This is a genomic window from Xanthomonas sp. WCS2018Noco2-27, assembly GCF_031843525.1.
Lineage (GTDB): Bacteria > Pseudomonadota > Gammaproteobacteria > Xanthomonadales > Xanthomonadaceae > Xanthomonas.
In genome coordinates this window covers 16,532-38,050 of sequence record NZ_JAVTIK010000012.1, presented here as the reverse complement: position 1 = coordinate 38,050, position 21,519 = coordinate 16,532, and the positions used below count along the sequence as shown (strand labels likewise).

Below are 21,519 nucleotides of genomic sequence, written 5' to 3'. Positions count from 1 at the left end.
GGGAGCGGTTAGCATGCGTCCCGGCATCAGAAGCACGTACGATCGGCCGCGCACGCTCGGTAAACGCCGCGGGAGGCCCACAGGATGTCCATCGCATTGGTCAGGCTCATCATCTATGTCCGCGACGTCGCTGCGGCCAAGGTGTTCTACCAGACCCACTTCGCGCTTCCCGTCATCGAGGAGATCGTCGATCAGTGGGTCGTCCTGGCGGCGGGCCAGATCGAACTGGCGCTGCACCTGATGGGCGACAGGTACCGACAGCAGCCGTCATCGCCCGCATCCGACGCGGCACCGGCAGTCGGCTCGACCACCAAGTTGGTGTTCGCCATCACTTCCGATCTGGCCGCCCATCGCGAGCAACTGCGCAGCGCAGGCGTACGTGTGGATGAACTCAAACGCTATGCGGGCTTCGCTTACCAGATGTACGACGGCCGCGACCCGGAGGGAAACGTGTTCCAGGTGATGCGTCCGGACTGACCGCAGGCCACTACATCCAGGCCACTACATCAACGCATCCGCCAGCCGCGCGATGCCCTCGCGACTGCGTCGCCAGGCCGGGCGCCGCCGCCACTGCTGCAGATCCAGCTGACGCGCGTTGGCCAGATAATCCTGCTCGATCGCGCGCAACCGCTGCACCACGCCGGTGTCGTAGCAGACCATGCCGATCTCGGCGTTGAGCGCGAACGAGCGGATATCCAGATTGATCGAGCCCACCAGCGCGATGTTTTCATCCATGCTCAGGTGCTTGGCATGCAGGAAGTGCGGGCGGTACAGCGCAATCTTCACCCCACAGCGCAGCAGCTCGTCGAAATACGCTTCCTGTGCCCACGCCGCCAGACGCTGGTTGTTGCGCTCGGACAGGATCAGCTGCACATCCACGCCCGAGACCGCGGCGATGCGCAAGGCGCTCAGCAAGGCCTCGTCCGGCACGAAGTACGGCGTCACCAGTACCACTTTTCGTCGCGCCAGATGGATCACCGCATTGATCGCATCGCGCGCGTTCTCGAAGGGATACGCCGGTCCGCTGGGCAGCAACTGGGTGGCGATATTGGCCTCGCAGACCGGCGCATCCGGCCAGACATCCAGGCGTTGCCCGGTTTCGGTGAACCAGTCACTGGCGAACACCGCTTCCAGATGATTGACCACCGGCCCGCGCACGCGCGCCACCAGCTCGCGATTGGGCACGCCGTCGATGAAGCCGGCGTCGGCCAGATTCTGCGAGCCGACAAAGCCCACCTGGTTGTCGATCACCGCAATCTTGCGGTGATTGCGCAGATCCATGCGCCCGCTGCGGCGCCAGCGCAACCCGCCGGGTAGCACCGCCAGCACCTCGATGCCGTCGGCCTGCAGCCGCTTGCGATAGCGCCGCAGGCCGCGCTTGGCGCCCACTGCATCGAGCAGCACGCGGCAGCGCACGCCGCGCGCGCTTGCCCGTTGCAGCGCTGCCACCACCGCATCGCCCACCGCATCGTCGAACATCAGGTAGTACAGCAGATGCACGCGCTTTTCGGCCGCATCGATCGCGACGATCAACGCCTGCAGCGACTGCGCGTAGTCGTCGAGCAATTCCACCGCATTGCCCAAGGTGGGCATGAAGTCGCCCTGCCGTTCGATCAGTGGCACCACCTCGGCGCTGCTGGTATCGGGCGGCGGCGTCCAGCGCAGCGCATGCAACGGCAGCTGCTGTTCGCGAATCACCTGCGAGGCGGTGGCCTGCCGCTCCACGCGCAGCCGCGACAACCACGGGTGGCCGAGCAACAGATACAGCGGCAGGCCGACCACCGGCACAAAGCCGATCAGCAGCAACCAGCTGCGCGCCGCGCCAGGCGTGGTGCGGGTGGGAATCCATAGCAGCGCTGCCAGGCGGATCACCCAGTCCAGCGCCAACAGCCAGGTCCCTTGCAACCAGTCGGGCAGCATCAGCGCTCCGTTCTCATGAGGAAGCCGATTCTGACCCGGCCGCGTGTAAACGCAACGACGCGGTCCCCACCGGTTGGATGCAATGGCGAAACGGGCCGGCATCTGCCGCTGCCGGATGCACGCGCTCGGCGCACACCTGCCGCAGCGTCTGCACGAAGGCGGTCTGCGCGCGCGTCGGGTGCCAGTCGCTGCGCGTGGTCATGCCGATCTGCCGACGCAAACGCGGCCCGGCGCTGCCGATCTCGCGCAGCAGGCCGGCGCGGCGCTCGAACAGGAACTGGTCGCGCGACATCAGGGTCAGCCAATCGTCTTCCAGCAACAGGCCGCGCACGGTCAGCTCGGCGCCGCATTCGATACGCAGCGGCGGCGGCTCCAGCTGCCGATCGCGGAACATACGTTCCCAGCGCTCGCGCACCGGCGTGCCCGCAGCGGCCATCACCCACGGGTAGTCGAGCAGCTGCGCAAACGCGTACGCCTTGCCGGCCAACGGGTGCCCGCTACGCGCCACGATCACCGGCTCGTCGTCGAACAGCGGCTCCTGCAGCACGTCGCGCACCGGCAGCGGGTCGCGTAACGCACCGATCAGCAAATCCAGCCCGCCCTCGCGCAGATGCGCCAGCAACTCCGCATACGGCCCTTCCACTACGCTGATGCTGGCAGCCGGGTGCGCACGCGCAAACCGCGCCAACGCCTGCGGCAACAGGATCGCCCGCGCCAACGGCATCACCCCCACCACCACCCGCCCGGCATGCTGCGAGCGCAGGGCGGCCACTTCATCGAGCGCCGCACGTACCTCCGCCAGCGCCAGCCGCACCTGCCGCAGCAACCGCTCCGCCACCGGCGTGGGCTGCATCGCCTTGCCGCGGCGCATGGTCAGTGGCACCTCGATCACATCGGCCAGCGCCTGCACTGCGCGGTAGACCGCCGGCTGCGACACGCCCAGCTGCACCCCCGCCAGCGAATAGCTGCCCGCCACATCCACCGCCACCAGCGCCTGCAACTGGCCCAACGACACCCGTCGCTCCAGACCGGGGCGCGCCGGCAGCCGCAGCGCACGCCGCGCCACCAGGATGCCCCGGCCCAGATGCGCCAAGGCGCGCTCGATTCGCGGCACCACCAACTGGGTGGCCTCGGTGGCGGCCATGCCGCCGGGCTGACGCTCGAACAACCGCACGCCCAGTTGTTGTTCCAGGCGCGCCACCGCCTGGGTCAAGGCCGGCTGCGACAGATTCACCTGCGGCGCAGCCGCGCTGATGCTGCCCAGCCGGTGCACCACAACCAGGGCATACAGATGACGCAGGTTCGGCTCGGGCATCGGCGGCATGCTCTAACTATAAGCAAAATCAATACGCATACCTCAAATGAATCTTGAGCTGATTGACTCTCGCCACTCAGACTCGGCGCAGTACTAACGAGGATGGATGGATGAGCCAGGTCGTCACCCAGGTTGCGCGCACCCCGATCGCCCTCGTTGACGGGCTGGCACAGGCCGGCGTGGCCACCGTGCACGAGGCGCAGGGACGCAGCGGTCTGTTGCATCACCGGCTGCGTCCGATCTACGCCGGCTGCCGCATCGCCGGCACCGCGGTCACGGTGTCGTTGCCGCCCGGCGACAACTGGATGATGCATGTGGCCATCGAACAGTTGCAGCCCGGCGACGTGCTGGTGGTGGCGCCCACCAGCGACTGCTGCGACGGCTACTTCGGCGATTTGCTGGCAACCTCGGCGCAGGCGCGCGGTTGCCGCGGGCTGATCATCGATGCCGGCGTGCGCGACGTGCGCGACCTCACCGCCATGCAGTTCCCCGCATGGAGCCGCGCCATCTGCGCGCAGGGCACCATCAAGGAGACGCTGGGCTCGGTCAACGTACCGCTGGTCTGCGCCGGGCAACTGATCCAGCCCGGCGATGTGGTGGTGGCCGACGACGATGGCGTGTGCGTGGTGCCGCGCGCCAACGCGGCCGACGTGCTGGCCGAAGCGCAGGCCCGCGAAGCGCGCGAACTGATCAAGCGCGAACGTCTGGCGCGCGGCGAACTGGGCCTGGATATCTACGCCATGCGCGAGCGCCTGGCGGCCAAGGGTCTGCGCTATGTCTGAGCAGGTGCGCGCGATGTGGATGCGCGGCGGCACCTCCAAGGGCGGCTTTTTTCTGGCCGACGACTTGCCCGCCGACACTGCCGCACGCGATGCCTTGCTGCTGCGCGCCTACGGCTCGCCGGACCTACGCCAGATCGATGGCATGGGCGGCGCCGACCCGCTCACCTCCAAGGTCGCGGTGGTGTCGCGCTCCACACGCGCCGATACCGATGTGGACTATTTGTTTTTGCAGGTGGCAGTCGAACAGGCGCAGGTCAGCGATGCGCAGAACTGCGGCAACATGCTGGCCGGCGTGGCGCCCTTCGCGCTGGAGCGCGGCCTGCTGCCCACGCACGATGGACAGACCGACGTACGCATCTTCATGCGCAACACCGGCACCCTGGCAACGGCCACCGTGCACACGCCCGGCGGCCGAGTCACGTATGCGGGCGACGCGCGCATCGACGGCGTGCCGGGCACTGCCGCACCCATTGCGTTGGCATTCGCAGAGATCGCGGGTTCTTCCTGCGGCGCGCTGTTGCCGACCGGGCGCGCCGTGGACACGCTCGATGGCGTGGCGGTGACGCTGATCGACAACGGCATGCCGTGCGTGGTGCTGCGCGCCGCCGATGTCGGGATCAGCGGCTATGAAGACCGTGCCACGCTGGATGCGGATGACGCACTCAAAGCGCGGCTGGAATCCATTCGCCTGCAGGCCGGCCCCTTGATGCAGTTGGGCGATGTCAGTGCAGCGACAGTGCCGAAGATGATGCTGGTGGCCGCACCGCGCAACGGTGGCGCAATCAGCGTGCGTTCGTTTATCCCGCACCGCTGCCATGCGTCGATCGGTGTGCTCGGCGCTGTCACCGTCGCCACCGCCTGCCTGCTGCCGGAGTCACCCGCGCACGCGCTGGCACAGCTGCCCGGCGGCAGCATCCAGCAGGTGGACGTGGAGCACCCCAGCGGCATGACCGGCTGCGTCATCGAACGCGATGCACATGGCGCAGTGGTGCGCGCTGCGGTGGTCAGGACGGCACGCAAATTGTTCGATGGGGTGTTGTTTGGGTAAGCACTGCCACTATCGGGCTGTGTTGCCAGCGTCAGGCTGGTTCGAGCAGGGAGATTGCGGCGTGCGCACTGCACTTGTCCGATCGTGGATGCGCTGCACGGTGTCGTCTGTGTCGTCATGCGAGAGCGTGTGCTTGCGCCGCTGCGGATCGCACATCGGCGCAACGTCCCGTTGCATCTCGGCAACGCCTTGCCGGCCGGGAATATGCCAGGCAGGTGCGTGGCAGACGGGGAGCAGCATCTCCCGCAGCGGATCGAATGCCAGTCGCGCCCCGGTGCGCTCCTACGTGGTGGGCGCGTCGGGCGGCCTGTGGTGCAGCTTGAAGCGGGAAACGATGCACCTGCAGTGGCATGCACATACTAATGCCGTGCCGTCGGTGCGCCGCGCACCGCGAGAAACGCATTCCGGAGATGCCGTGATGGATGGCGATAGCGATGGCACACCCACTCAGCGACTGCGTGCGACTGGCGGCTGGGCAGACGCAGACGCAGCAGTGGCTGCTGTCACACGCTGCACGCCTTCACCCGAACGCGTCCGACGGATCCGACCCGCACTTCAACGAGCATCGCCATGATCATCGACTGCCACGGCCATTACACCACCGCACCCGCTGCACACGATGCGTTTCGCAAGGCGCAGATTGCGCATTACACCGACGCAAGCGTGCCGGCACCGGTGTATCCGCACATTTCCGATGACCAACTACGCGACAGCATCGAGCAGCATCAATTGCGCCTGCTGCGCGAGCGCGGTGCGGACATGACGATCTTCTCGCCACGTGCCAGCACCATGGCGCACCACATCGGCGATGAAGCCGTGAGCCAGATATGGACGCGGCATTGCAATGACCTCATCGGCCGCGTGGTGCAGCTGTATCCGCACACCTTTATCGGCGTGTGCCAGCTGCCGCAATCGCCGGGCGTGTCGATCGCGCACTCGATCAAGGAGCTGGAACGCTGTGTCACCGAGCTCGGGTTTGTCGGCTGCAATCTCAATCCAGACCCATCCGGTGGCCACTGGACCGGCCTGCCGTTGACCGATCGCGCCTGGTACCCGTTCTTCGAAAAAATGGTCGAGTTGGATGTCCCAGCGATGGTGCACGTGTCGGGCAGTTGCAACGCCAATTTCCACGCCACCGGCGCGCATTACCTCAACGCCGACACCACTGCCTTCATGCAGTTTCTGGAAGGCGACTTGTTCGCCGATTTTCCGCAGCTGCGCTTCATCATCCCGCACGGCGGTGGCGCCGTTCCGTATCACTGGGGTCGCTTCCGCGGCCTGGCCGACATGTTGGGCAAACCGCCGTTATCCACGCACGTGATGCGCAACGTGTTCTTCGACACCTGCGTGTATCACCAACCCGGGATCGACCTGCTGTTCGAGGTAATCGACATCGACAACATCCTGTTCGGCTCGGAAATGGTCGGCGCGGTGCGTGGCATCGACCCGCAGACAGGGCATTATTTCGACGACACCAAACGCTATATCGATGCACTGGCGATCTCCGATGCAGACAAGCGCAAGGTCTTCGAAGGCAATGCACGGCGCGTGTATCCACGCCTGGACGCGCAATTGCGCGCACGTGGGCTATAGCTCTTCCTTCTCGCTCCGGAAGAAGGTGCCCCGAAGGGCCGAATGAGGGGGCGCCTCAGAGAGTGGTCACCGCCTGCGATATCAAACGCGTCGCCACGCGCCTTCAGCAATGAAACGCCAACTGCTTCGCCCTTCACCCTCTGCCGCAGGGAGAAACGAATGCAGCCAGCCAAGCTGCATCGCAAGTTTTGCACGGCGCTACACAATCCCGTGCATCAACGTGTGCCGATCAAACGCACTAACGCGCTGCGGCAGTCCCGACGTCGCGATCGATTCCCCAAACGCAAACACCCGCCTTTCGGCGGGTGTTTGCTTGGATGCAGATCGTGTAATCGGTGGATTACTTGATCTTGCCTTCCTTGTACATCACGTGCTTACGCACGACGGGGTCGTATTTCATCATTTCCATCTTCCCCGGAGTGTTTTTCTTGTTCTTATCCGTGGTGTAGAAGTGGCCGGTAGCGGCCGAGGAAATCATACGAATCTTGTCACGCTTGCCTTTTGCCATGACTGCTTACTCCTCAGACCTTTTCGCCGCGCGCACGCAGCTCTTTCAGAACGGCATCAATCCCGTTCTTGTCGATGGTGCGCAATGCATGCGCGGAGACACGGAGCTTCACCCAGCGGTTTTCGCTGGCGACCCAGAAACGGCGCTCGTGCAGGTTAGGCAGGAAGCGACGACGGGTTCTGTTGTTTGCGTGGGAGACGTTGTTACCCGTCTGCACACGCTTGCCGGACACTTGGCATACGCGGGACATTACGCACCTCGATAAATGAATTGCCACCCATAGCCTGGGGAGCGGCGGCCCCGACAGCATCAAGCTGCCACGCAACGTTGGGAATCAAGAACTTACGCTGGGAACGAGCCGGCAACCCCATCGCGCTGGGTGCCGCCATCCGGAGCGATCCGGGCACAGCGAGCCGCGCATTATGCACGGCAATTCCTTGTGTCGCAAGCACTTACGGCGAGCCCGCCTGCGCACGCGCATTTACCCGGCGCGTGCGCAGGCGACGATCAGCCGCCCCCGGCCTGCGCCATCGCAGTGACCTGGCGCAACTCCGCCAGGGCTGCATGCGCCACCTGCCAGGCCGAGCGCAGGAACAGCAGCAGCAACGCCACCGCGATCACCAGGTCGGGCCAACCGCTGCCGAACGCCCATACCGCCGCACTGGCAACCAGCACTGCAATGCCCTCGTAGACATCGTTGCGCGAACAGGCCCAGGCCGACGCCAGATTGATGTCGCCGTCGCGGTACGGCCACAGCAGGCGCAGGCATGCCAGATTGGCGGCAAAGTTCAGTGCCGCCACCACGCCCATGCTCTGGAACAATGGCAGTTGCGGGTGCGCCAGTTTCCAGCCGATCTCCGCCGCCACCGCCAGCGCTGCCAGCAGGATCAACCCGGCCTTGAGCAAGGCCACCCGCGCCTTGGCCGCCAGGCTGGCGCCCACCACCGCCAGGCTCAGTGCGTACGTGAGCGCATCGCCCAGATTATCCAGGCTGCCGGACAGCAGCGAGGCGGCGCCACTGTGCAGCGCACCTGCCAGCATCAGCGCAAAGGCGCCGACATTGATCGCCAACACCCACCAAAGCACGCGCCGCTGACGGGCCTGCATCGCTGCCACATCCAGTGTCTTGCCACACCCGCAACAGGACTTGCTCATGCGCCGTCTCCGCGTGGCGTTGCCGCGACAACAGCTCTGGAGTGCCCCGATCGCTGCCGATGCAGCCACCGATACAAGACCGGCAACACCAGCAAAGTGAGCAAGGTGGACGAGACGATGCCGCCGATCACCACCGTCGCCAGCGGACGCTGCACCTCTGCACCGGCGCCGACGTTGAAGGCCATCGGCACGAAGCCCAGTGCGGCGACCAATGCGGTCATCAACACCGGCCGCAGGCGCGACAATGCGCCTTCGCGCAGGGCCTGCTCCAACGGCATGCCGTCGGCGCGCAAGCCACGGATGAAGGCGATCATCACCAGGCCGTTGAGCACCGCCACGCCCGACAACGCGATGAAGCCGACACCGGCCGAGATCGACAACGCCAACCCACGCATGGCCAAGGCCACCACGCCACCGGTCAGCGCCAACGGTACGCCGCTGAACACCACCACCGCATCGCGCAACGAACCGAACGACCAGTACAACAGCGCGAAGATCAGCAACAAGGTGCCCGGCACCACCCAGGCCAGGCGCTGGCCGGCAGAGATCAGTTGCTCGAAAGTGCCGCCGTAGCCGATCCAGTAACCGGTGGGCAAGGCGACCTCCGCCTGCACGCGTTGCTGCACCTCCGTCACGAAACCGCCCAGATCGCGGTCGCGCACGTTGGCGGTGATGACGATGCGGCGTTTGCCGTCTTCGCGATTGATCTGGTTCGGGCCGAGCACGGTCTCGATCTTGGCGACCTCACGTAGCGGCACGGTGGTCGGCTCGCCGCTGCGCCAGCCGGCCGCGCGGCTGGATTCGTCGGCATCGCCACGCTCGCCATCGCCGCGCAGCGGGATCGGCAGATCCGCCAAGGCGGCCGGGTCCTGACGCAGGCTCTCCGGCAGCCTTACCACGATGTCGAAACGGCGGTCGCCTTCGAACAATTGCCCGGCCTCCTGCCCGCCCACTGCGGCAGCTACGGTGTCCTGCACCACACCGGGATTGAGCCCGTAGCCGGCCAGTGCAGCGCGATCGGGCACCACCGCCAGCATCGGCAGGCCGGTGGCCTGTTCCAGGCTGACATCGGCTGCGCCGGGCACGCTGCTGGCGATCTCCTGCACGCGCTGCCCCACTTTCACCAGCGTCGCCAGATCGTCGCCGTAGACCTTGATCGCCACATCCGCACGCACGCCGGAAATCAGCTCGTTCATGCGCATCTGGATCGGCTGGGTGAACTCGTAGTTGTTGCCCGGCAGTTGTTTCACCGCAGCTTCGATCTCGGCCACCAACTGCGCCTTGGGCTTACGCGGGTCCGGCCATTGCGCACGCGGATGCATGATCAAGAACGTGTCGGCCACCGATGGCGGCATCGGGTCGGTGGCCACTTCGGCGGTGCCGAGCTTGCCGAACACATGCGCCACTTCCGGAAATTGCTTGATGCGTTTTTCCAGGGTGGATTGCATGGTGATGGCTTGTTCCAGACTGGTGCCGGGAATGCGCAAGGCATGCAAGGCGACATCGCCTTCATCCAGATTGGGAATGAATTCGCTGCCCAACCGTGTGGATAGCACCGCACACAGCGCCACCGTGGCCAGCGCCGCAATGCCGACCCAGCGCCCGTGCCGCAGCGCGCGATCCAGCAAGGGCGCATACACCCCGCGCGCCCAGCGCATTGCGCGATTTTCATGCTCGGCCACCTTGCCGCCGAGCAGCAAGGCGATCGCCGCCGGCACGAAGGTCAGCGACAACAGCATCGCTCCGCTCAGCGCCAGCACCACGGTGATGGCCATCGGGTGGAACATCTTGCCTTCGATGCCGGTGAGCGCGAACACCGGCAGATACACCGCGGTGATGATGCCCAGGCCGAACAGGCTGGGACGGATCACCTCGGCGGTGGCCTCGGCAGTGAGCGCAAAGCGTTCGTCGCGATCGAGCACACGTCCAAGTCGCAGTTGCGCTTCGCCGAAGCGACGCAGGCAGTTCTCCACGATGATCACCGCACCATCGACGATCAAGCCGAAATCCAGCGCACCCAGGCTCATCAGATTGCCGGACACGCCACCGCGCACCATGCCGGTGAGCGTGAACAACATCGCCAACGGAATCACCGCCGCGGTGATCAACGCCGCGCGCACATTACCCATCAGCAGGAACAACACCACGACCACCAGCAAGGCGCCTTCGATCAAGTTCTTGGCGACGGTGACGATGGTGCGGTCGACCAACGCGGTGCGGTCGTACACAGGCACCGCCTGCACACCGGCCGGCAAGCTGGCGTTGGCCACTTTCAGGCGCTCGGCAGCGGCTTGCGACACGGTGCGGCTATTGGCACCGACCAGCATGAACACCGTGCCGAGCACCACTTCGGTGCCGTCCTGCGTGGCGGCCCCGGTGCGTAACTCGCGGCCTTCGCCCACCTGCGCCACATCGCGCACCCGGATCGGCACACCTTCGCGGCGATCCAGCACGATTGCGCCGATCTGCGCGATGTCATCCACCTGCCCCGGCACGCGCACCAGAAACTGCTGCCCGTTACGTTCGATATAGCCGGCACCGATATTGCGATTATTCGCCTCTACCGCCTGCGCCACGTCATCCAGCGTAAAGCCCAAGGCGACCAGACGCGCCGGATCCGGGGTGATATGGATCTGCCGCGCGTAGCCGCCGATGGTGTTGACCTCGGTGACGCCGGGCACATTGCGCAACTGCGGCCGCACCACCCAATCCTGCAGGGTGCGCAGATCGGTCGCCGTCCACGCCGTACCATCGGGTTTGCGTGCGTTAGGCTTGGCCTCCACGGTGTACATGAAGATCTCGCCCAGGCCGGTGGCTATCGGCCCCAGTTGCGGCTCAAGCTCGGCCGGCAACTGCGATTTGACCTGCTGCAAACGCTCGGCCACCTGCTGCCGCGCAAAGTACAGATCGGTGCCATCGGCAAACACGGCGGTCACCTGCGACAAGCCATAGCGCGACAGCGAGCGGGTCGACTCCAGGCCCGGCAATCCCGCCAGCACCGTCTCCAACGGAAACGTCACCCGCTGCTCCGACTCCAGCGGCGAATACCCCGGCGCTGCGGTATTGACCTGCACCTGCACATTGGTGATGTCCGGCGTGGCATCGATCGGCAACCGCGAAAAACTCCACGCCCCGATCGCGATCAATACCCCGGTCAACGCCAGCATCAACCAGCGCTGCGCGATCGCAAAACGGATGATATTGGTCAGCATGACAGGCCCCTCCGTGCATTCCTGGCACCGCACTGCGCCGCGCGCCACCCTCGTGGTGCCACCGACCGACAGCGCGGCCTCCCTATCGCGGTGCGACGCAGCACGCCAAACAAACGCCCATCCGCACACCAGCACCAAGGCTGTTGCTGTTGCTGTTGCTGTTGCTGTTGCTGTTGCTGTTGCTGGTGCTGTTGCTGGTGCTGTTGCTGGTGCTGGTGCTGGTGCTGGTGGTGGTGCTGGTGCTGTTGCTGGTGCTGGTGCTGGTGCTGTTGCTGGTGCTGTTGCTGGTGCTGTTGCTGGTGCTGTTGCTGTTTGCGTTTGGGCCCCCATACCGCAGCGGCAAGGCCGGCAGATACAACCCGCAGGGCGGCGCGCATGGATGCGCGACGTTTTTGTAAGGGACATGGATGTCCCTTACAAAAATTTCTGCCGGACTTGCGGACCCGCAGCGCCGCAGGCGCGGAGGGCGCGAGGACGGGGTGTGCTTTCTTTTGGTTACTTTGGTCAGCCTGCGGCTGCCGTAAAGCGCTTCTTGCACAAGCAAAGAAAAGTAACTCGCGCCCGACAGGGCGCGAAAGCCTTTGCCCTAGCCCAATAGGGCGCAAAGGCCTTTGCTTTAGCCTGGAAGGGCGCGAACGCCTTGGACGTGGCGCATCCCCCTGCACCCAACAAACGCCCTCACTCGACGACGCAATGCCGCCCACCGCAACGCGATCAATGATCATGCGATGCCCCCGACTTCTCGATGTCGGCCTTCACCAGATAACTCTGCTCCACCACCACCGTGTCGCCCGGCGACACGCCCGAAACCAGCTCCACCTGCTGCGCGTCGCGCGCGCCCAACGTCACCGGCCGCGCCTCGTACACATCGCCCACGCGCACGAACACCACATTCCAGTCGCGAAACTGCTGCAACGCTCCCACCGGCACCACCATCGCGGCCGGCTGCTGCGCGACCGTCACCCGCGCCTTCACTGCCGAGCCTGGTCGCCATGAGCCATCGGTATTGCGCAACACCGCGCGCGCCACCGTGCTCTGGCTGGCCGTGGCCGTGCCCGGCAACACGCGCTCCAGGGTGGTCTGTGCCACCACGCCATCGCTGATGCGCGTCACCGTCACCGGCGCGCCGGCGGCAATATGCCCGGCGTCGGCACCGAAGATGTGCAGATCCACCCACAGGCTCGACAGATCCGCGATCTCGAACAGCGATTGGCCCTCGCCCGCGTTGCTGCCCAGGCTGGCGTTGCGCGCCAGCACGGTGCCGCTGATCGGAGAGGTGACCGAGTAGGTAGTCAGGCTGAGATTGCTCTCCACTGTGGCCAGCACCTGGCCCGCACGCACCTGATCGCCGACATTGACGCGCAGGCTACGTACCGGCCCGGGAAAGCGTGCAGTCGCCTGCGCCTGCGCACCTTCTGCCGGCGTCAGCAGGCCTTGCACTTCGTGCTGATCGGCGATGCTACCGGCACCCACCGGCGCCATGCGGATACCGGCGTCCTGCGCAATCCTGGCGGCGATCGTGGTGCGGCCTTCGTAGCTGGAATAGGTCCAGCGATGGGTCTTGCCCTGCACGCTGGCGCGCACTTCCACATCGAACGAATGCGGCTCGCCTACTTCGCTGGCGGCCAGCAGGCTTGCGTCGGCCTGCGCACGCAGCGGATAGGTGTCGACCTTGCCCCCCAGCCGCGTGGTCTTGACCTCCACGCTGCCGGCGCTGGCCGGCACTGGTTTGCCATCGCGATACAGCCAGGCCTGGAACGTCGGCGGGCGGCCGTCTTCGGCAATCGCAAGCTCCACGCTGTCGCCGTCCTGGCTCAGCAGCCGGCCGCCGTGTTTGCCTTTGGCCTCGTCGGCGTGCTCGCCACCGCCGCCCTCTTCGGCATGGCCAGCCTCGCTGCCTGCATGGCCGTGTGCGTCTTCATCGGCGCGGCCGCAACCGCCGAGCAGCAGCGCCAGCAGCAGCGGCGTAAAAATGTATGGCGTCATCGAACGAGATCCTTTGGAATGCCGGCGCACTGCGCCGAGCGATGCAGCGAGTGAGATGCGGCGCGGCGTGCGCTGCGGCTGCGTGCACGTAGCACTGCCCGCGTGAAGTGCGCCGAGCGATGCAGCGAGTGAGGTGCGGCGCGGCGTGCGCTGCGGCTCCATGTACTTAACAGTGCCCACGTGAGTGGCGTCTGCGGCGTCTGAGGTGCAGGTTGCGGCTAGCGGTGTGGGCGAGATGATGTGCAACGGTGTATGCAACCGCGCGTACATCTGGTTGGTCGTCGTCATGGGGTCGTCTCCGCCGTGACCACAAACGGTTGTCCGGTCAGCCGCTGGATTTCGATCAATGCGCTCTGCGCTTCCACTGCGGCAGCGAGTTGCTGCTGCCGTGCATCGCTGCGCTGCGCCTGCAGCTGCGCCCAATCCAGATAACTGGTGGCACCGGCGCGGTAAGCGCGCTCTGCAGCGGTATCGGCGCGTGCCAGCGCGGGCAGCACCTCCTCGCGCATGCGCGCCACTTCCAGCTGGCCGGCGCGGTAACGCCCATGCGCATCGGCCAAGGTGGCGTACAGCTGCAAGGCCTGCGATTGGCGTTCGATGTCCAGCAGCGACAGCTCGGCCTGCGCGGCGCGAATGTCCGGCTGCGCGCGACCGGCGCTGCCCAGTGCGAGCGACACACTGCCGACCAGCGCGGTGGCGTTGTTGCCTTCGAGCCGGCGCACGCCCACTTGCCAGTCCAGGTCCGGGCTGGCCTGGCTGCGGGCCAACTGCAGCCGCGCATCGCGCAGGCGCTGCTCGTTGTTCAGGCGTGCCAGCTCCGGCGTGCTGTCGAGTAACTGCGCCAGCACCTCGAACTCGGGAATGGCCGGCAGTTGCAAGGCATCGCCGCTGATCTGGTCGGCCTCGATGCTGCGCGCGCCCCATAGCAGCGCCAGTTGCCGACGTGCCGCGGCCAGTTCCAGCTGCGCGCGATCTCGGTCCAGTTCCGCACGCGCCTGCAGGGCCTGCGCGGTGAGCAGGACCGATTCGGGCGATGCGCCGGCTTGCAACCGTTGGCGGGCGGCGGACACGGTGCGTTGGCGCTGCGCCAGGGTTTCCAGCGCGATGGTGTGGCGCTGGCGGGCGGCAGTGATGGCCAGATAGCGCCGCGCCACGTCGGCCAGCACGTCCAACCGCGCGATGGCACGTTGCGGAGCCAGCGCATCGATGCGCGCCTGCGCCAGCGTGCGGCGCGCATCCAGCTTGCCGCCGCGCTCCAGCACGCTGGCCAGGGTGACGGTGAGTTCGGCCTGGTCCAGCGCGCGGGTCGGCCCGCTGCCGAATACGTTTTCGATCTCCGCGCCAACGCGCAGCGGTGGGCGTAACGCATCGCGCTGCGCCTCGGCGGTGAGCACGGCCTGCTGGCCGTCGGCCAGCCGTAGATCGGGGTGCTGGGCGGCGACGCGCGCGATGGCGTCGTCCAGGGTCAGCACAGTCTGGGGCGGTACGTCCTGCGCCATGGCGCACGGCACGACCGCGAGGGCGGCAACAGCCGCCAGTCGCAACCACATGAGGGTATCTCCGCGAATCGGGATCGATGGACAGGCCGGCAGCCGCCGGCAAGGCATCAGGCCGCGATCGGGGGCCGCAGCAAGGTATCGATCAGATGCGAACGGTAGTCGGAGGTCAGCGCGGCCGGCTGCGCGTGTGCGCGCATCGGCAGTGGACCCCAGGAGATGGCAGGCAGCATCGCCGGGCTATGCCCATGGCAATAACCGCTGTGCATCAAGGCATGCAGCAGGCCAGCACCATCGCGCTCGCCAGCATCGTCTTCATCGGCGCCGTCGTGACCGTGCGGCGCGCTGTCGTCCAGATGCGCCTGGTCGTGCGCCAGCGCATGCACATCGCCCAACGCACAGGCCACCGGCGCGACCAGCACGCCCAACACCAACACTGCCAGCGCCATCAGGCGCAACAGAGGGTGCAATAAGCGGGCGCGTCGAAACAGCATGGCACGCAGCGTATCGGGGCCAGGGCAGTTACACAATCGCATCCGGGAGCGCAGTGGCCGGCCCGGATCGCAAGGCGCTCACCGGCAACAGTCTTAGGAGCGGACCTGGCCGCGACGTAGTCCCGAACGATTCACGGTAACCGGAAGGAGGCGGATGGACCGTCGAGGCGGTGTGTCTGGTGTGCCAAATGGCCGATCACGCGTTGCGGCGTTGAGGAAGTCGGGACGGCATCGCGGCCGGGGCCGCTCCTACGACAGCTTGGCTTCGGCACAATCGGCTGGTCCTGCTGACTTGTAGGAGCGGACCTGGCCCCCGACGCGGTCCCGACCAATTCACAGCCACCGGAAGGAGGCGGATGGACCGTCGAGGCGGTGTGTCTGGTGTGCCAAATGGCCGATCACGCGTTGCGGCGTTGAGGGTGTCGGGACTGCATCGCGGCCGGGGCCGCTTCTACGACAGCTTGGCTTCGGCAAAATCGGCTGGTCCTGCTGACTTGTAGGAGCGGACCTGGCCGCGATGCGGTCCCGACCCGGTCGACCCGGTCGACCCGGTCGACGTAGGCGCGGCCTTGGCCGCATCGCCGGCATCGCTCAGGGCGCGGCGACAGCGGTTGACTTGGGCTTGGCCGGGCGCGCCTTGCTCTCGGCGATAAACGCACGCACCTGCTGCTCCAGCACCGGCAGGGTGACCGAGCCCTGCTTCAGCACCACGTCGTGGAAGGCCTTGATGTCGAAGCGCTCGCCCAGCTCCTTTTCGGCTTCGACGCGCAGCTTGACGATGGTGATCTCGCCCAGCTTGTAGCTCAGCGCCTGGCCGGGCCAGGAGATGTAGCGGTCCACTTCGGTGGTGACTTCATGCTCGCTGAGCGCGGTGCGGTCGCGCAGATAGGCCAGCGCCTGCTCGCGGGTCCAGCCGTCGTGGTGCACGCCGGTGTCGATCACCAGCCGGCAGGCGCGCCACATTTCGTAGGTGAGCCGGCCGAATTCCTCGTACGGGGTCTCGTAGATGCCCATCTCCTGGCCGAGTTTTCGGTGTACAGCGCCCAGCCTTCGCCGTAGGCGGAAATGTAGTTTTCGCGCCGGAATGCCGGCTGCTCGCCCTGCTCCAGCGCCAATGAGCCCTGCAACGAATGCCCGGGCGAAGACTCGTGCAAGGTCAGCGCCGGCAGGTTGTACAGCGGCCGCGACGGCAGGTTGTAGGTGTTGACCCAATAGGTCGTGGCGCCACCGCGCCCGGCGGTCCAGAACGGGGCGATATCGGCCGGCACCGGCTTGATGGTGAAGCGCCCGCGCGGCAACGTGCCGATGAACTTGCCCACCTGCCCGTCCACGCGCTTGGAGATCCATGCGGCGCGATCGAGCAGCTCCTGCGGGGTCTTGGCGTAGAACTGCGGGTCGGTGCGCAGGAAGGTGAGGAACTGCGCGAAGCTGCCCTTGAATCCCACCTGCTGAATGATGGCGTTCATCTGGGTCTGGATGCGCGCCACCTCGTCCAGGCCGATCTGGTGGATCTGCTCGGGTGTCAATTCCAGCGTGGTGTATTCGCGGATCTGCTGCCGGTAGAACGCCTTGCCATCGGGCAGCGCTTCGGCGGCCAGGGTGGTGCGCGCCTTGGGCATGTAGTCGGTGCGGAAAAAGGTCAGCAACTTGGCGTAGGCCGGAAGCACCGCGCCGCTGACCGCGGCCTTGGCCTGCGCACGCAACTGCGCCTGCTCGGCGGCCGGGATCTGCGCCGGCAGTTGCTTGAACGGCGCGTAGAAGGTGGACTCGGTGGGGTCCTTGACCTCGGCGATGGTGGCGATGGAGACATCGCGCCCATCCAGCACCGCGCGCGGCACGCTGAAGCCACGCGCCAGGCCGGTGCGCATGTTGACGATCTGCTGGTCGAAATAGCGCGGCACATCGTTCAAACGCGCGATGTAGGCGCGGTACTCGGCGGCGGTCTTCATCGGCCGCTGCGCCATGAAGCCCAGGTTGGACCAGAACGAGCTGTCGGAATTGAACGGCATCTCGTACAGGCGCAGGCGCACTTCGGCCGCGAGGTTTTCCACCTGCGGGCGATAGATCGCAAGGTTGATCTGGTTGGCGGGCGAGAGCTGCTTGGGGTCGATGCCGTCGAGCTGCTTGAGCACAGCCTCCCAGACCGTCAGGCGCGCCTGCTGCGCGGTAGCGCCGACGTCCGGCAGCTTGGTGTTGTCGCCGGTGGTGTCGGTGTCTTCATCGGCCTGGCCGGTTTCGGCCTGACGCCATGCCCACTCTTTTTCGTAGATCGCGCGGAAGCGCGCGTCGGCAGGTGCTTCGGCAGTCAGCGTGGCCGGCGCGGCGGCGGGCGGGGCGGCGACAGCGCCGAAGGACAGGCCCAGCAGGGCGAGCGAGAGTGCGGCGGCGAGAGGAGAGGTCACGTGCGGAGAGCCTGATCTGGAGCGAACGCCCGATCATGGCAGCCCCCGGGAGCGCTGCCATGGGCCGGAAGTCCCAACGCAGGCCGGCGCACGGGTGTGGCTGGAGTGTCGGCGGCTGGATTGATATGGCGGGGCGAGTCAGGGACTGCCCCCATCCGCCCTGCGGGCACCTTCCCCCGCAGGCGGGGGAAGGGACGTGGTGGGCTTGTCAGAAGCCGGTCGTCACCTCTTCGCCGGAGGTAAAGGACGTGACGTGCTTGGCGAGGGCAGTCTCGCCCGCTCTCCCGCTTGCGGGAGAGGGTCGGGGTGAGGGCCGCTCGAGGCCGATAACCGTGGCTTCGGCTCAGGCCTTACGCACTACCACCAGATGCCGTTCGCCATCCAGGCCAGGCACCTGCAGCGGGTGTACCTCGGTCAGCGTCCAGCCGGCCGGGAGCGCGGCGATCTCTTCGTGCGGGTAGACCCCCTTCATCGCAAGTAGGCTGCCGCCCGGACGCAGCAGGTGACCACCGACGTCGATGATGCCGGCCAGCGTATCCAGCGCGCGGGCGGTGAGGTGGTCGTAGGCAGCCGGCTCGTCCAGCGCTTCGGCGCGCGACTCGGCCACGCGCGCATTGCCCAGCGCCAGGTGACGCAAGGCCTCGCGCATGAAGCGCGCCTTCTTGCCGTTGCTTTCCACCAGCGTCACCTGCAGCTGCGGGCGGGTGATCGCCAGCGGGATACCGGGCAGGCCGGGGCCGGTGCCCAGATCGGCCAGGGTGCCGCTGGCGATGTAGGGCTGCATGGCCAGCGAATCGAGCAGATGGCGGGTGACCATCTCACGCGGGTCGCGCACGGCGGTGAGGTTGTAGGTCTTGTTCCAGCGCACCAGTAGCGTGAGATAGCGCAGCAACGGCGCGGCAAAATCCGCATCCAGGGATTGGGCCTGCAGGCCATGCGCCAGTGCGGCGGAGACATCGGGGGGAAGTGCGGCATCGTTCATGGCGCGATTATCGCAGGTGGGCGTGGCGTGGCGTGGCGGGATTGGGGATTGGGGATTGGGGATCGTCGATGCTCGCAGGAATGATCTGAAGCAGGATTCAAACGGAGCGTGCATCGACGCAGTCGGCCGACAGTTCACGGCATTGGTTGGCAGCCGCGATACGGCAACGCATCGCGGGCGTGCGGTACGGCGTGTCCGGCGATGCGGGCGCATCCCTCTGGCCGGCATCGGCGTGATCCCGGTCACGCGGCCTGGAGCCGTGCCGGTGCCGGACACGCAGCGGTAAGACAGTGGCGCTACATCTGCAGGCTCCCCCGTTGCGCGAAGGACACCCCATGACCGCTTCCGATCCCGCGCGCCGCCGCGTGTTGCAAGGCTTGGGCGCCGGGCTGTTGCTGCCGGCGGCCGGCGCTTGGTCTGCACGCAGTCTGGCCGCGCCCTCCGGGCGGCCGATCATCACCGATGGCGTGCAGAGCGGCGATGTGCGCGATGGTCGCGCACTGCTGTGGAGCCGTGCGGACCGTCCGGCGCGGATGCGGGTGGAATGGGATACGCGACCAAGCCTGCGCCAGGCGCGTCGCGTGGAGGGAGGCATGGCGGTACCCGCCCACGATTTCACCGCGCGCTTGGATCTGGGCGGGCTGCCGTGCGACCAGGACATTTTCTATCGGGTACGCTTCGAAGATGCCGACAGCGGTGTGCTGAGTGCGCCGGTGCATGGCCATCTGCGCAGCGCACCGCAAACGCGCCGCGATGTGCGTTTTGTCTGGAGCGGCGACACCGTGGGCCAGGGCTTCGGCATCAATCCCGACATCGGCGGCATGCGCATCTACAGCGCGATGCGCGCACGCAACCCGGATTTCTTTCTGCATAGCGGCGACACCATCTACGCCGACAGCCCGATCCCGGCCGAACTCACCGTGGAAGATGGCAAACGCTGGCGCAATCTCACCACCGCGGCCAAGAGCAAGGTGGCCGAAACGCTGGACGAATTTCGCGGCAACTACCGCTACAACCTGCTCGACGAGCATGTGCGCCGCTTCAATGCCGAGGTGCCGCAACTGTGGCAATGGGACGACCACGAAACCACCAACAACTGGTCGCCCGGTAAGCAATTGGATGCGCGCTACCAGGTGCGCGACATCGGCGTGCTGGCCAGGCGTGCGCGCAAGGCGTTTCTGGAATATGCACCGATGCGCGGCGTGCGTGCCGATGGCAATGGGCGCATCTATCGCAAGATCGGCTATGGCCCGCTGCTGGATGTATTCGTGCTGGACATGCGCAGTTATCGCGGTGCCAACAGCGACAATCTGCAACCCACGCCGAGCGCGGAGACCGCATTTCTCGGCGCCGAGCAGCTGGCCTGGTTGCAGCGCGAGCTGGCCGGCTCACGCGCGCAGTGGAAGGTGATTGCCGCCGACATGCCGATCGGTTTGCAGGTCCCCGATGGCGAAGATGGCAACGGGCGCACGCGCTGGGAAGCGATCGCCAATGGCGATGACGGCGCGCCGCGCGGACGCGAGCAGGAGATCGCCGCGCTGCTACGCTTCATCAGCCGCGCGCGCATCCGCAACACGGTGTGGCTGACGGCCGATGTGCATTACTGCGCCGCGCATTATTACCACCCGGACCGCGCCGCGTTTCAGCAGTTCGAGCCGTTCTGGGAATTCGTCGGCGGCCCGCTCAATGCCGGCAGCTTCGGGCCGAATGCATTGGATGCCACCTTCGGCCCGACGGTGGTGTTTCAGAAGGCGCCGCCCGCGCCGAACACCTCACCGTTGGCCGGGTATCAATTCTTCGGCGAGGTGGAGATCGACGGCGCCAGCGGCGTGTTGACGGTGACCTTGCGCGATCTCGATGGCGTGGCGCAGTTCCGTCAGCCGATCCTGCCGTATGGCGCGGCGCCTCATGCGACGGGCTGAGGATAAAACGCCAACGCGGCGCGGCAGTCCGGCGCGGCCCACCATTCGTGCAGCTGCCACTGTGCGGCATCACCTAGTTCGGGGTCGCACCACTGCAGGTGCAATGCGCCATCCGAGTCAACGGCGTACGCCAGCCGATGCAGCCCAAACGACAGGCCATGCCCATAGGCCTTGAGCAAGGCTTCCTTGGCGCACCACAGACGGAAAAACAGCGCCTGCTGTGCGTCAGTCTCCAGCGCCGCCAGCAACGCCAGTTCGTCCGGATGAAAGAAACGCTGCGCAATGTCGAGCAGGCGCGGGCGGGCGCGGATGCGTTCCAGATCCACCCCCAGCCGTACGCCGCGGCCCAACCCGACCAGCAGATAGTCGCCACTGTGGCTCCAGCCGGTATCCCAGTCGGGCAGCGCCGGTTGCAGGGAGGGTCGGCCGCGCGCATCGCGCAGCAGCGGCACCGCGGCCGGGTCGATCGCCAGGGCCGGGCCAAGCAGCTGCCGCGCCTGCGGCTCGCCGCGCTCACCGGGCCGATGCGGACGCAGCCATAGCTGCACCGGGCCATGCTGCCACCCAGCGTGCGCTGTCACGCCGTGCACACCAACCCCAACGCAGGGAAATTACGCGCATCGCGCTCGACAGCTGCTTCACGGCGCGCTGCGTCCAATGGCGCCCATGCACCGCTCCCGGTGCAAGCGAACGAGGAGATTGGC

Annotated in this window: 17 protein-coding genes and 1 pseudogene; 6 read left to right on the top strand and 12 right to left on the bottom strand. The window is 66.5% G+C overall.

Annotated elements, in window-relative coordinates:
* Positions 1-84 precede the first annotated feature (84 nt).
* On the top strand, positions 85-477 hold the full coding sequence (locus RQH86_RS17400) for a VOC family protein (protein ID WP_311240584.1): 393 nt from the start codon (positions 85-87) through the stop codon (positions 475-477).
* A 24-nt stretch (positions 478-501) separates the two neighbouring features.
* Here RQH86_RS17400 and cls read toward each other — a convergent pair whose 3' ends face one another.
* Positions 502-1,920: a cardiolipin synthase gene (gene cls / locus RQH86_RS17395; protein WP_055846837.1), complete on the bottom strand. Its 1,419-nt coding sequence runs from the start codon at positions 1,918-1,920 to the stop codon at positions 502-504.
* A gap of 13 nt (positions 1,921-1,933) precedes the next feature.
* Positions 1,934-3,244, bottom strand: coding sequence for a LysR family transcriptional regulator (locus RQH86_RS17390; protein ID WP_311240585.1), 1,311 nt, complete (start codon positions 3,242-3,244; stop codon positions 1,934-1,936).
* A 101-nt stretch (positions 3,245-3,345) separates the two neighbouring features.
* On the opposite strand from RQH86_RS17390, the gene RQH86_RS17385 reads away from it, so the two are divergent.
* The 3 genes from RQH86_RS17385 to RQH86_RS17375 all read left to right on the top strand — a co-directional run bounded on the left by RQH86_RS17385 (position 3,346) and on the right by RQH86_RS17375 (position 6,658).
* On the top strand, positions 3,346-4,017 hold the full coding sequence (locus tag RQH86_RS17385; RefSeq protein ID WP_311240586.1) for a 4-carboxy-4-hydroxy-2-oxoadipate aldolase/oxaloacetate decarboxylase: 672 nt from the start codon (positions 3,346-3,348) through the stop codon (positions 4,015-4,017).
* A complete protein-coding gene (locus tag RQH86_RS17380) occupies positions 4,010-5,065 on the top strand; it encodes a 4-oxalomesaconate tautomerase (protein ID WP_311240587.1) in 1,056 nt (351 codons plus the stop codon). Before RQH86_RS17385 ends, RQH86_RS17380 begins: the two co-directional genes overlap by 8 nt.
* Positions 5,066-5,635: 570 nt before the next feature.
* The gene (locus RQH86_RS17375) at positions 5,636-6,658 is read left to right on the top strand and encodes an amidohydrolase family protein (protein ID WP_311240588.1); all 1,023 of its coding nucleotides are present in this window, start codon (positions 5,636-5,638) and stop codon (positions 6,656-6,658) included.
* 340 nt (positions 6,659-6,998) lie between these two features.
* Here the strand turns inward: RQH86_RS17375 and rpmG are convergent, their stop codons facing one another.
* The 4 genes from rpmG to RQH86_RS17355 form a co-directional block, all read right to left on the bottom strand.
* Positions 6,999-7,166, bottom strand: coding sequence for a 50S ribosomal protein L33 (gene rpmG / locus RQH86_RS17370; RefSeq protein WP_002809462.1), 168 nt, complete (start codon positions 7,164-7,166; stop codon positions 6,999-7,001).
* A 13-nt stretch (positions 7,167-7,179) separates the two neighbouring features.
* Positions 7,180-7,416 (bottom strand): 50S ribosomal protein L28, encoded by a 237-nt coding sequence (gene rpmB, locus RQH86_RS17365; protein ID WP_002809459.1) that lies wholly within the window; start codon positions 7,414-7,416, stop codon positions 7,180-7,182.
* A 257-nt stretch (positions 7,417-7,673) separates the two neighbouring features.
* On the bottom strand, positions 7,674-8,321 hold the full coding sequence (locus RQH86_RS17360; RefSeq protein ID WP_311260643.1) for a cation transporter: 648 nt from the start codon (positions 8,319-8,321) through the stop codon (positions 7,674-7,676).
* Positions 8,318-11,533 (bottom strand): CusA/CzcA family heavy metal efflux RND transporter, encoded by a 3,216-nt coding sequence (locus RQH86_RS17355; protein WP_311260642.1) that lies wholly within the window; start codon positions 11,531-11,533, stop codon positions 8,318-8,320. Before RQH86_RS17355 ends, RQH86_RS17360 begins: the two co-directional genes overlap by 4 nt.
* Positions 11,534-11,676: 143 nt before the next feature.
* Between RQH86_RS17355 and RQH86_RS17350 the strand changes: the two genes are divergently transcribed.
* Entirely contained in the window at positions 11,677-11,931 is a 255-nt protein-coding gene (locus RQH86_RS17350) for a hypothetical protein (RefSeq protein WP_311260732.1), read from the top strand.
* Positions 11,932-12,247: 316 nt separating this feature from the next.
* On the opposite strand, the gene RQH86_RS17345 is transcribed toward RQH86_RS17350, so the two are convergent.
* The 5 genes and pseudogenes from RQH86_RS17345 to rsmG all read right to left on the bottom strand — a co-directional run bounded on the left by RQH86_RS17345 (position 12,248) and on the right by rsmG (position 18,893).
* Positions 12,248-13,519, bottom strand: a complete 1,272-nt coding sequence (locus RQH86_RS17345) for an efflux RND transporter periplasmic adaptor subunit (RefSeq protein ID WP_311240557.1) — start codon at positions 13,517-13,519, stop codon at positions 12,248-12,250.
* 284 nt (positions 13,520-13,803) lie between these two features.
* Positions 13,804-15,069 carry a TolC family protein gene (locus tag RQH86_RS17340; protein WP_311240556.1) on the bottom strand — a complete coding sequence of 422 codons (1,266 nt, stop codon included), beginning with the start codon at positions 15,067-15,069 and terminating at the stop codon, positions 13,804-13,806.
* Between the two features lie 56 nt (positions 15,070-15,125).
* Positions 15,126-15,509, bottom strand: a complete 384-nt coding sequence (locus RQH86_RS17335; protein ID WP_311240555.1) for a hypothetical protein — start codon at positions 15,507-15,509, stop codon at positions 15,126-15,128.
* Positions 15,510-16,100: 591 nt separating this feature from the next.
* Positions 16,101-17,911: pseudogene (locus tag RQH86_RS17330) on the bottom strand (DUF885 family protein).
* Positions 17,912-18,254: 343 nt separating this feature from the next.
* Positions 18,255-18,893: a 16S rRNA (guanine(527)-N(7))-methyltransferase RsmG gene (gene rsmG, locus RQH86_RS17325; protein WP_311240554.1), complete on the bottom strand. Its 639-nt coding sequence runs from the start codon at positions 18,891-18,893 to the stop codon at positions 18,255-18,257.
* A 335-nt stretch (positions 18,894-19,228) separates the two neighbouring features.
* On the opposite strand from rsmG, the gene RQH86_RS17320 reads away from it, so the two are divergent.
* On the top strand, positions 19,229-20,815 hold the full coding sequence (locus tag RQH86_RS17320) for an alkaline phosphatase D family protein (RefSeq protein WP_311240553.1): 1,587 nt from the start codon (positions 19,229-19,231) through the stop codon (positions 20,813-20,815).
* On the opposite strand, the gene RQH86_RS17315 is transcribed toward RQH86_RS17320, so the two are convergent.
* Positions 20,800-21,396 (bottom strand): 4'-phosphopantetheinyl transferase superfamily protein, encoded by a 597-nt coding sequence (locus RQH86_RS17315; protein ID WP_311240552.1) that lies wholly within the window; start codon positions 21,394-21,396, stop codon positions 20,800-20,802. The two genes, RQH86_RS17320 and RQH86_RS17315, sit on opposite strands and share 16 nt — an antisense overlap.
* Positions 21,397-21,519 lie beyond the last annotated feature (123 nt).

Excerpts from the sequence above, each read along its gene's own strand:
- RQH86_RS17400 (WP_311240584.1), top strand. The coding sequence starts at position 85 with ATGTCCATCGCATTGGTCAGGCTCATCATCTATGTCCGCGACGTCGCT.
- rsmG (WP_311240554.1), bottom strand. The coding sequence starts at position 18,893 with ATGAACGATGCCGCACTTCCCCCCGATGTCTCCGCCGCACTGGCGCAT.
- rpmB (WP_002809459.1), bottom strand. The coding sequence starts at position 7,416 with ATGTCCCGCGTATGCCAAGTGTCCGGCAAGCGTGTGCAGACGGGTAAC.
- RQH86_RS17375 (WP_311240588.1), top strand. The coding sequence starts at position 5,636 with ATGATCATCGACTGCCACGGCCATTACACCACCGCACCCGCTGCACAC.
- RQH86_RS17385 (WP_311240586.1), top strand. The coding sequence starts at position 3,346 with ATGAGCCAGGTCGTCACCCAGGTTGCGCGCACCCCGATCGCCCTCGTT.
- cls (WP_055846837.1), bottom strand. The coding sequence starts at position 1,920 with ATGCTGCCCGACTGGTTGCAAGGGACCTGGCTGTTGGCGCTGGACTGG.
- RQH86_RS17340 (WP_311240556.1), bottom strand. The coding sequence starts at position 15,069 with ATGTGGTTGCGACTGGCGGCTGTTGCCGCCCTCGCGGTCGTGCCGTGC.
- RQH86_RS17345 (WP_311240557.1), bottom strand. The coding sequence starts at position 13,519 with ATGACGCCATACATTTTTACGCCGCTGCTGCTGGCGCTGCTGCTCGGC.
- RQH86_RS17335 (WP_311240555.1), bottom strand. The coding sequence starts at position 15,509 with ATGCTGTTTCGACGCGCCCGCTTATTGCACCCTCTGTTGCGCCTGATG.
- RQH86_RS17320 (WP_311240553.1), top strand. The coding sequence starts at position 19,229 with ATGACCGCTTCCGATCCCGCGCGCCGCCGCGTGTTGCAAGGCTTGGGC.
- RQH86_RS17360 (WP_311260643.1), bottom strand. The coding sequence starts at position 8,321 with ATGAGCAAGTCCTGTTGCGGGTGTGGCAAGACACTGGATGTGGCAGCG.
- rpmG (WP_002809462.1), bottom strand. The coding sequence starts at position 7,166 with ATGGCAAAAGGCAAGCGTGACAAGATTCGTATGATTTCCTCGGCCGCT.
- RQH86_RS17380 (WP_311240587.1), top strand. The coding sequence starts at position 4,010 with ATGTCTGAGCAGGTGCGCGCGATGTGGATGCGCGGCGGCACCTCCAAG.
- RQH86_RS17355 (WP_311260642.1), bottom strand. The coding sequence starts at position 11,533 with ATGCTGACCAATATCATCCGTTTTGCGATCGCGCAGCGCTGGTTGATG.
- RQH86_RS17390 (WP_311240585.1), bottom strand. The coding sequence starts at position 3,244 with ATGCCGCCGATGCCCGAGCCGAACCTGCGTCATCTGTATGCCCTGGTT.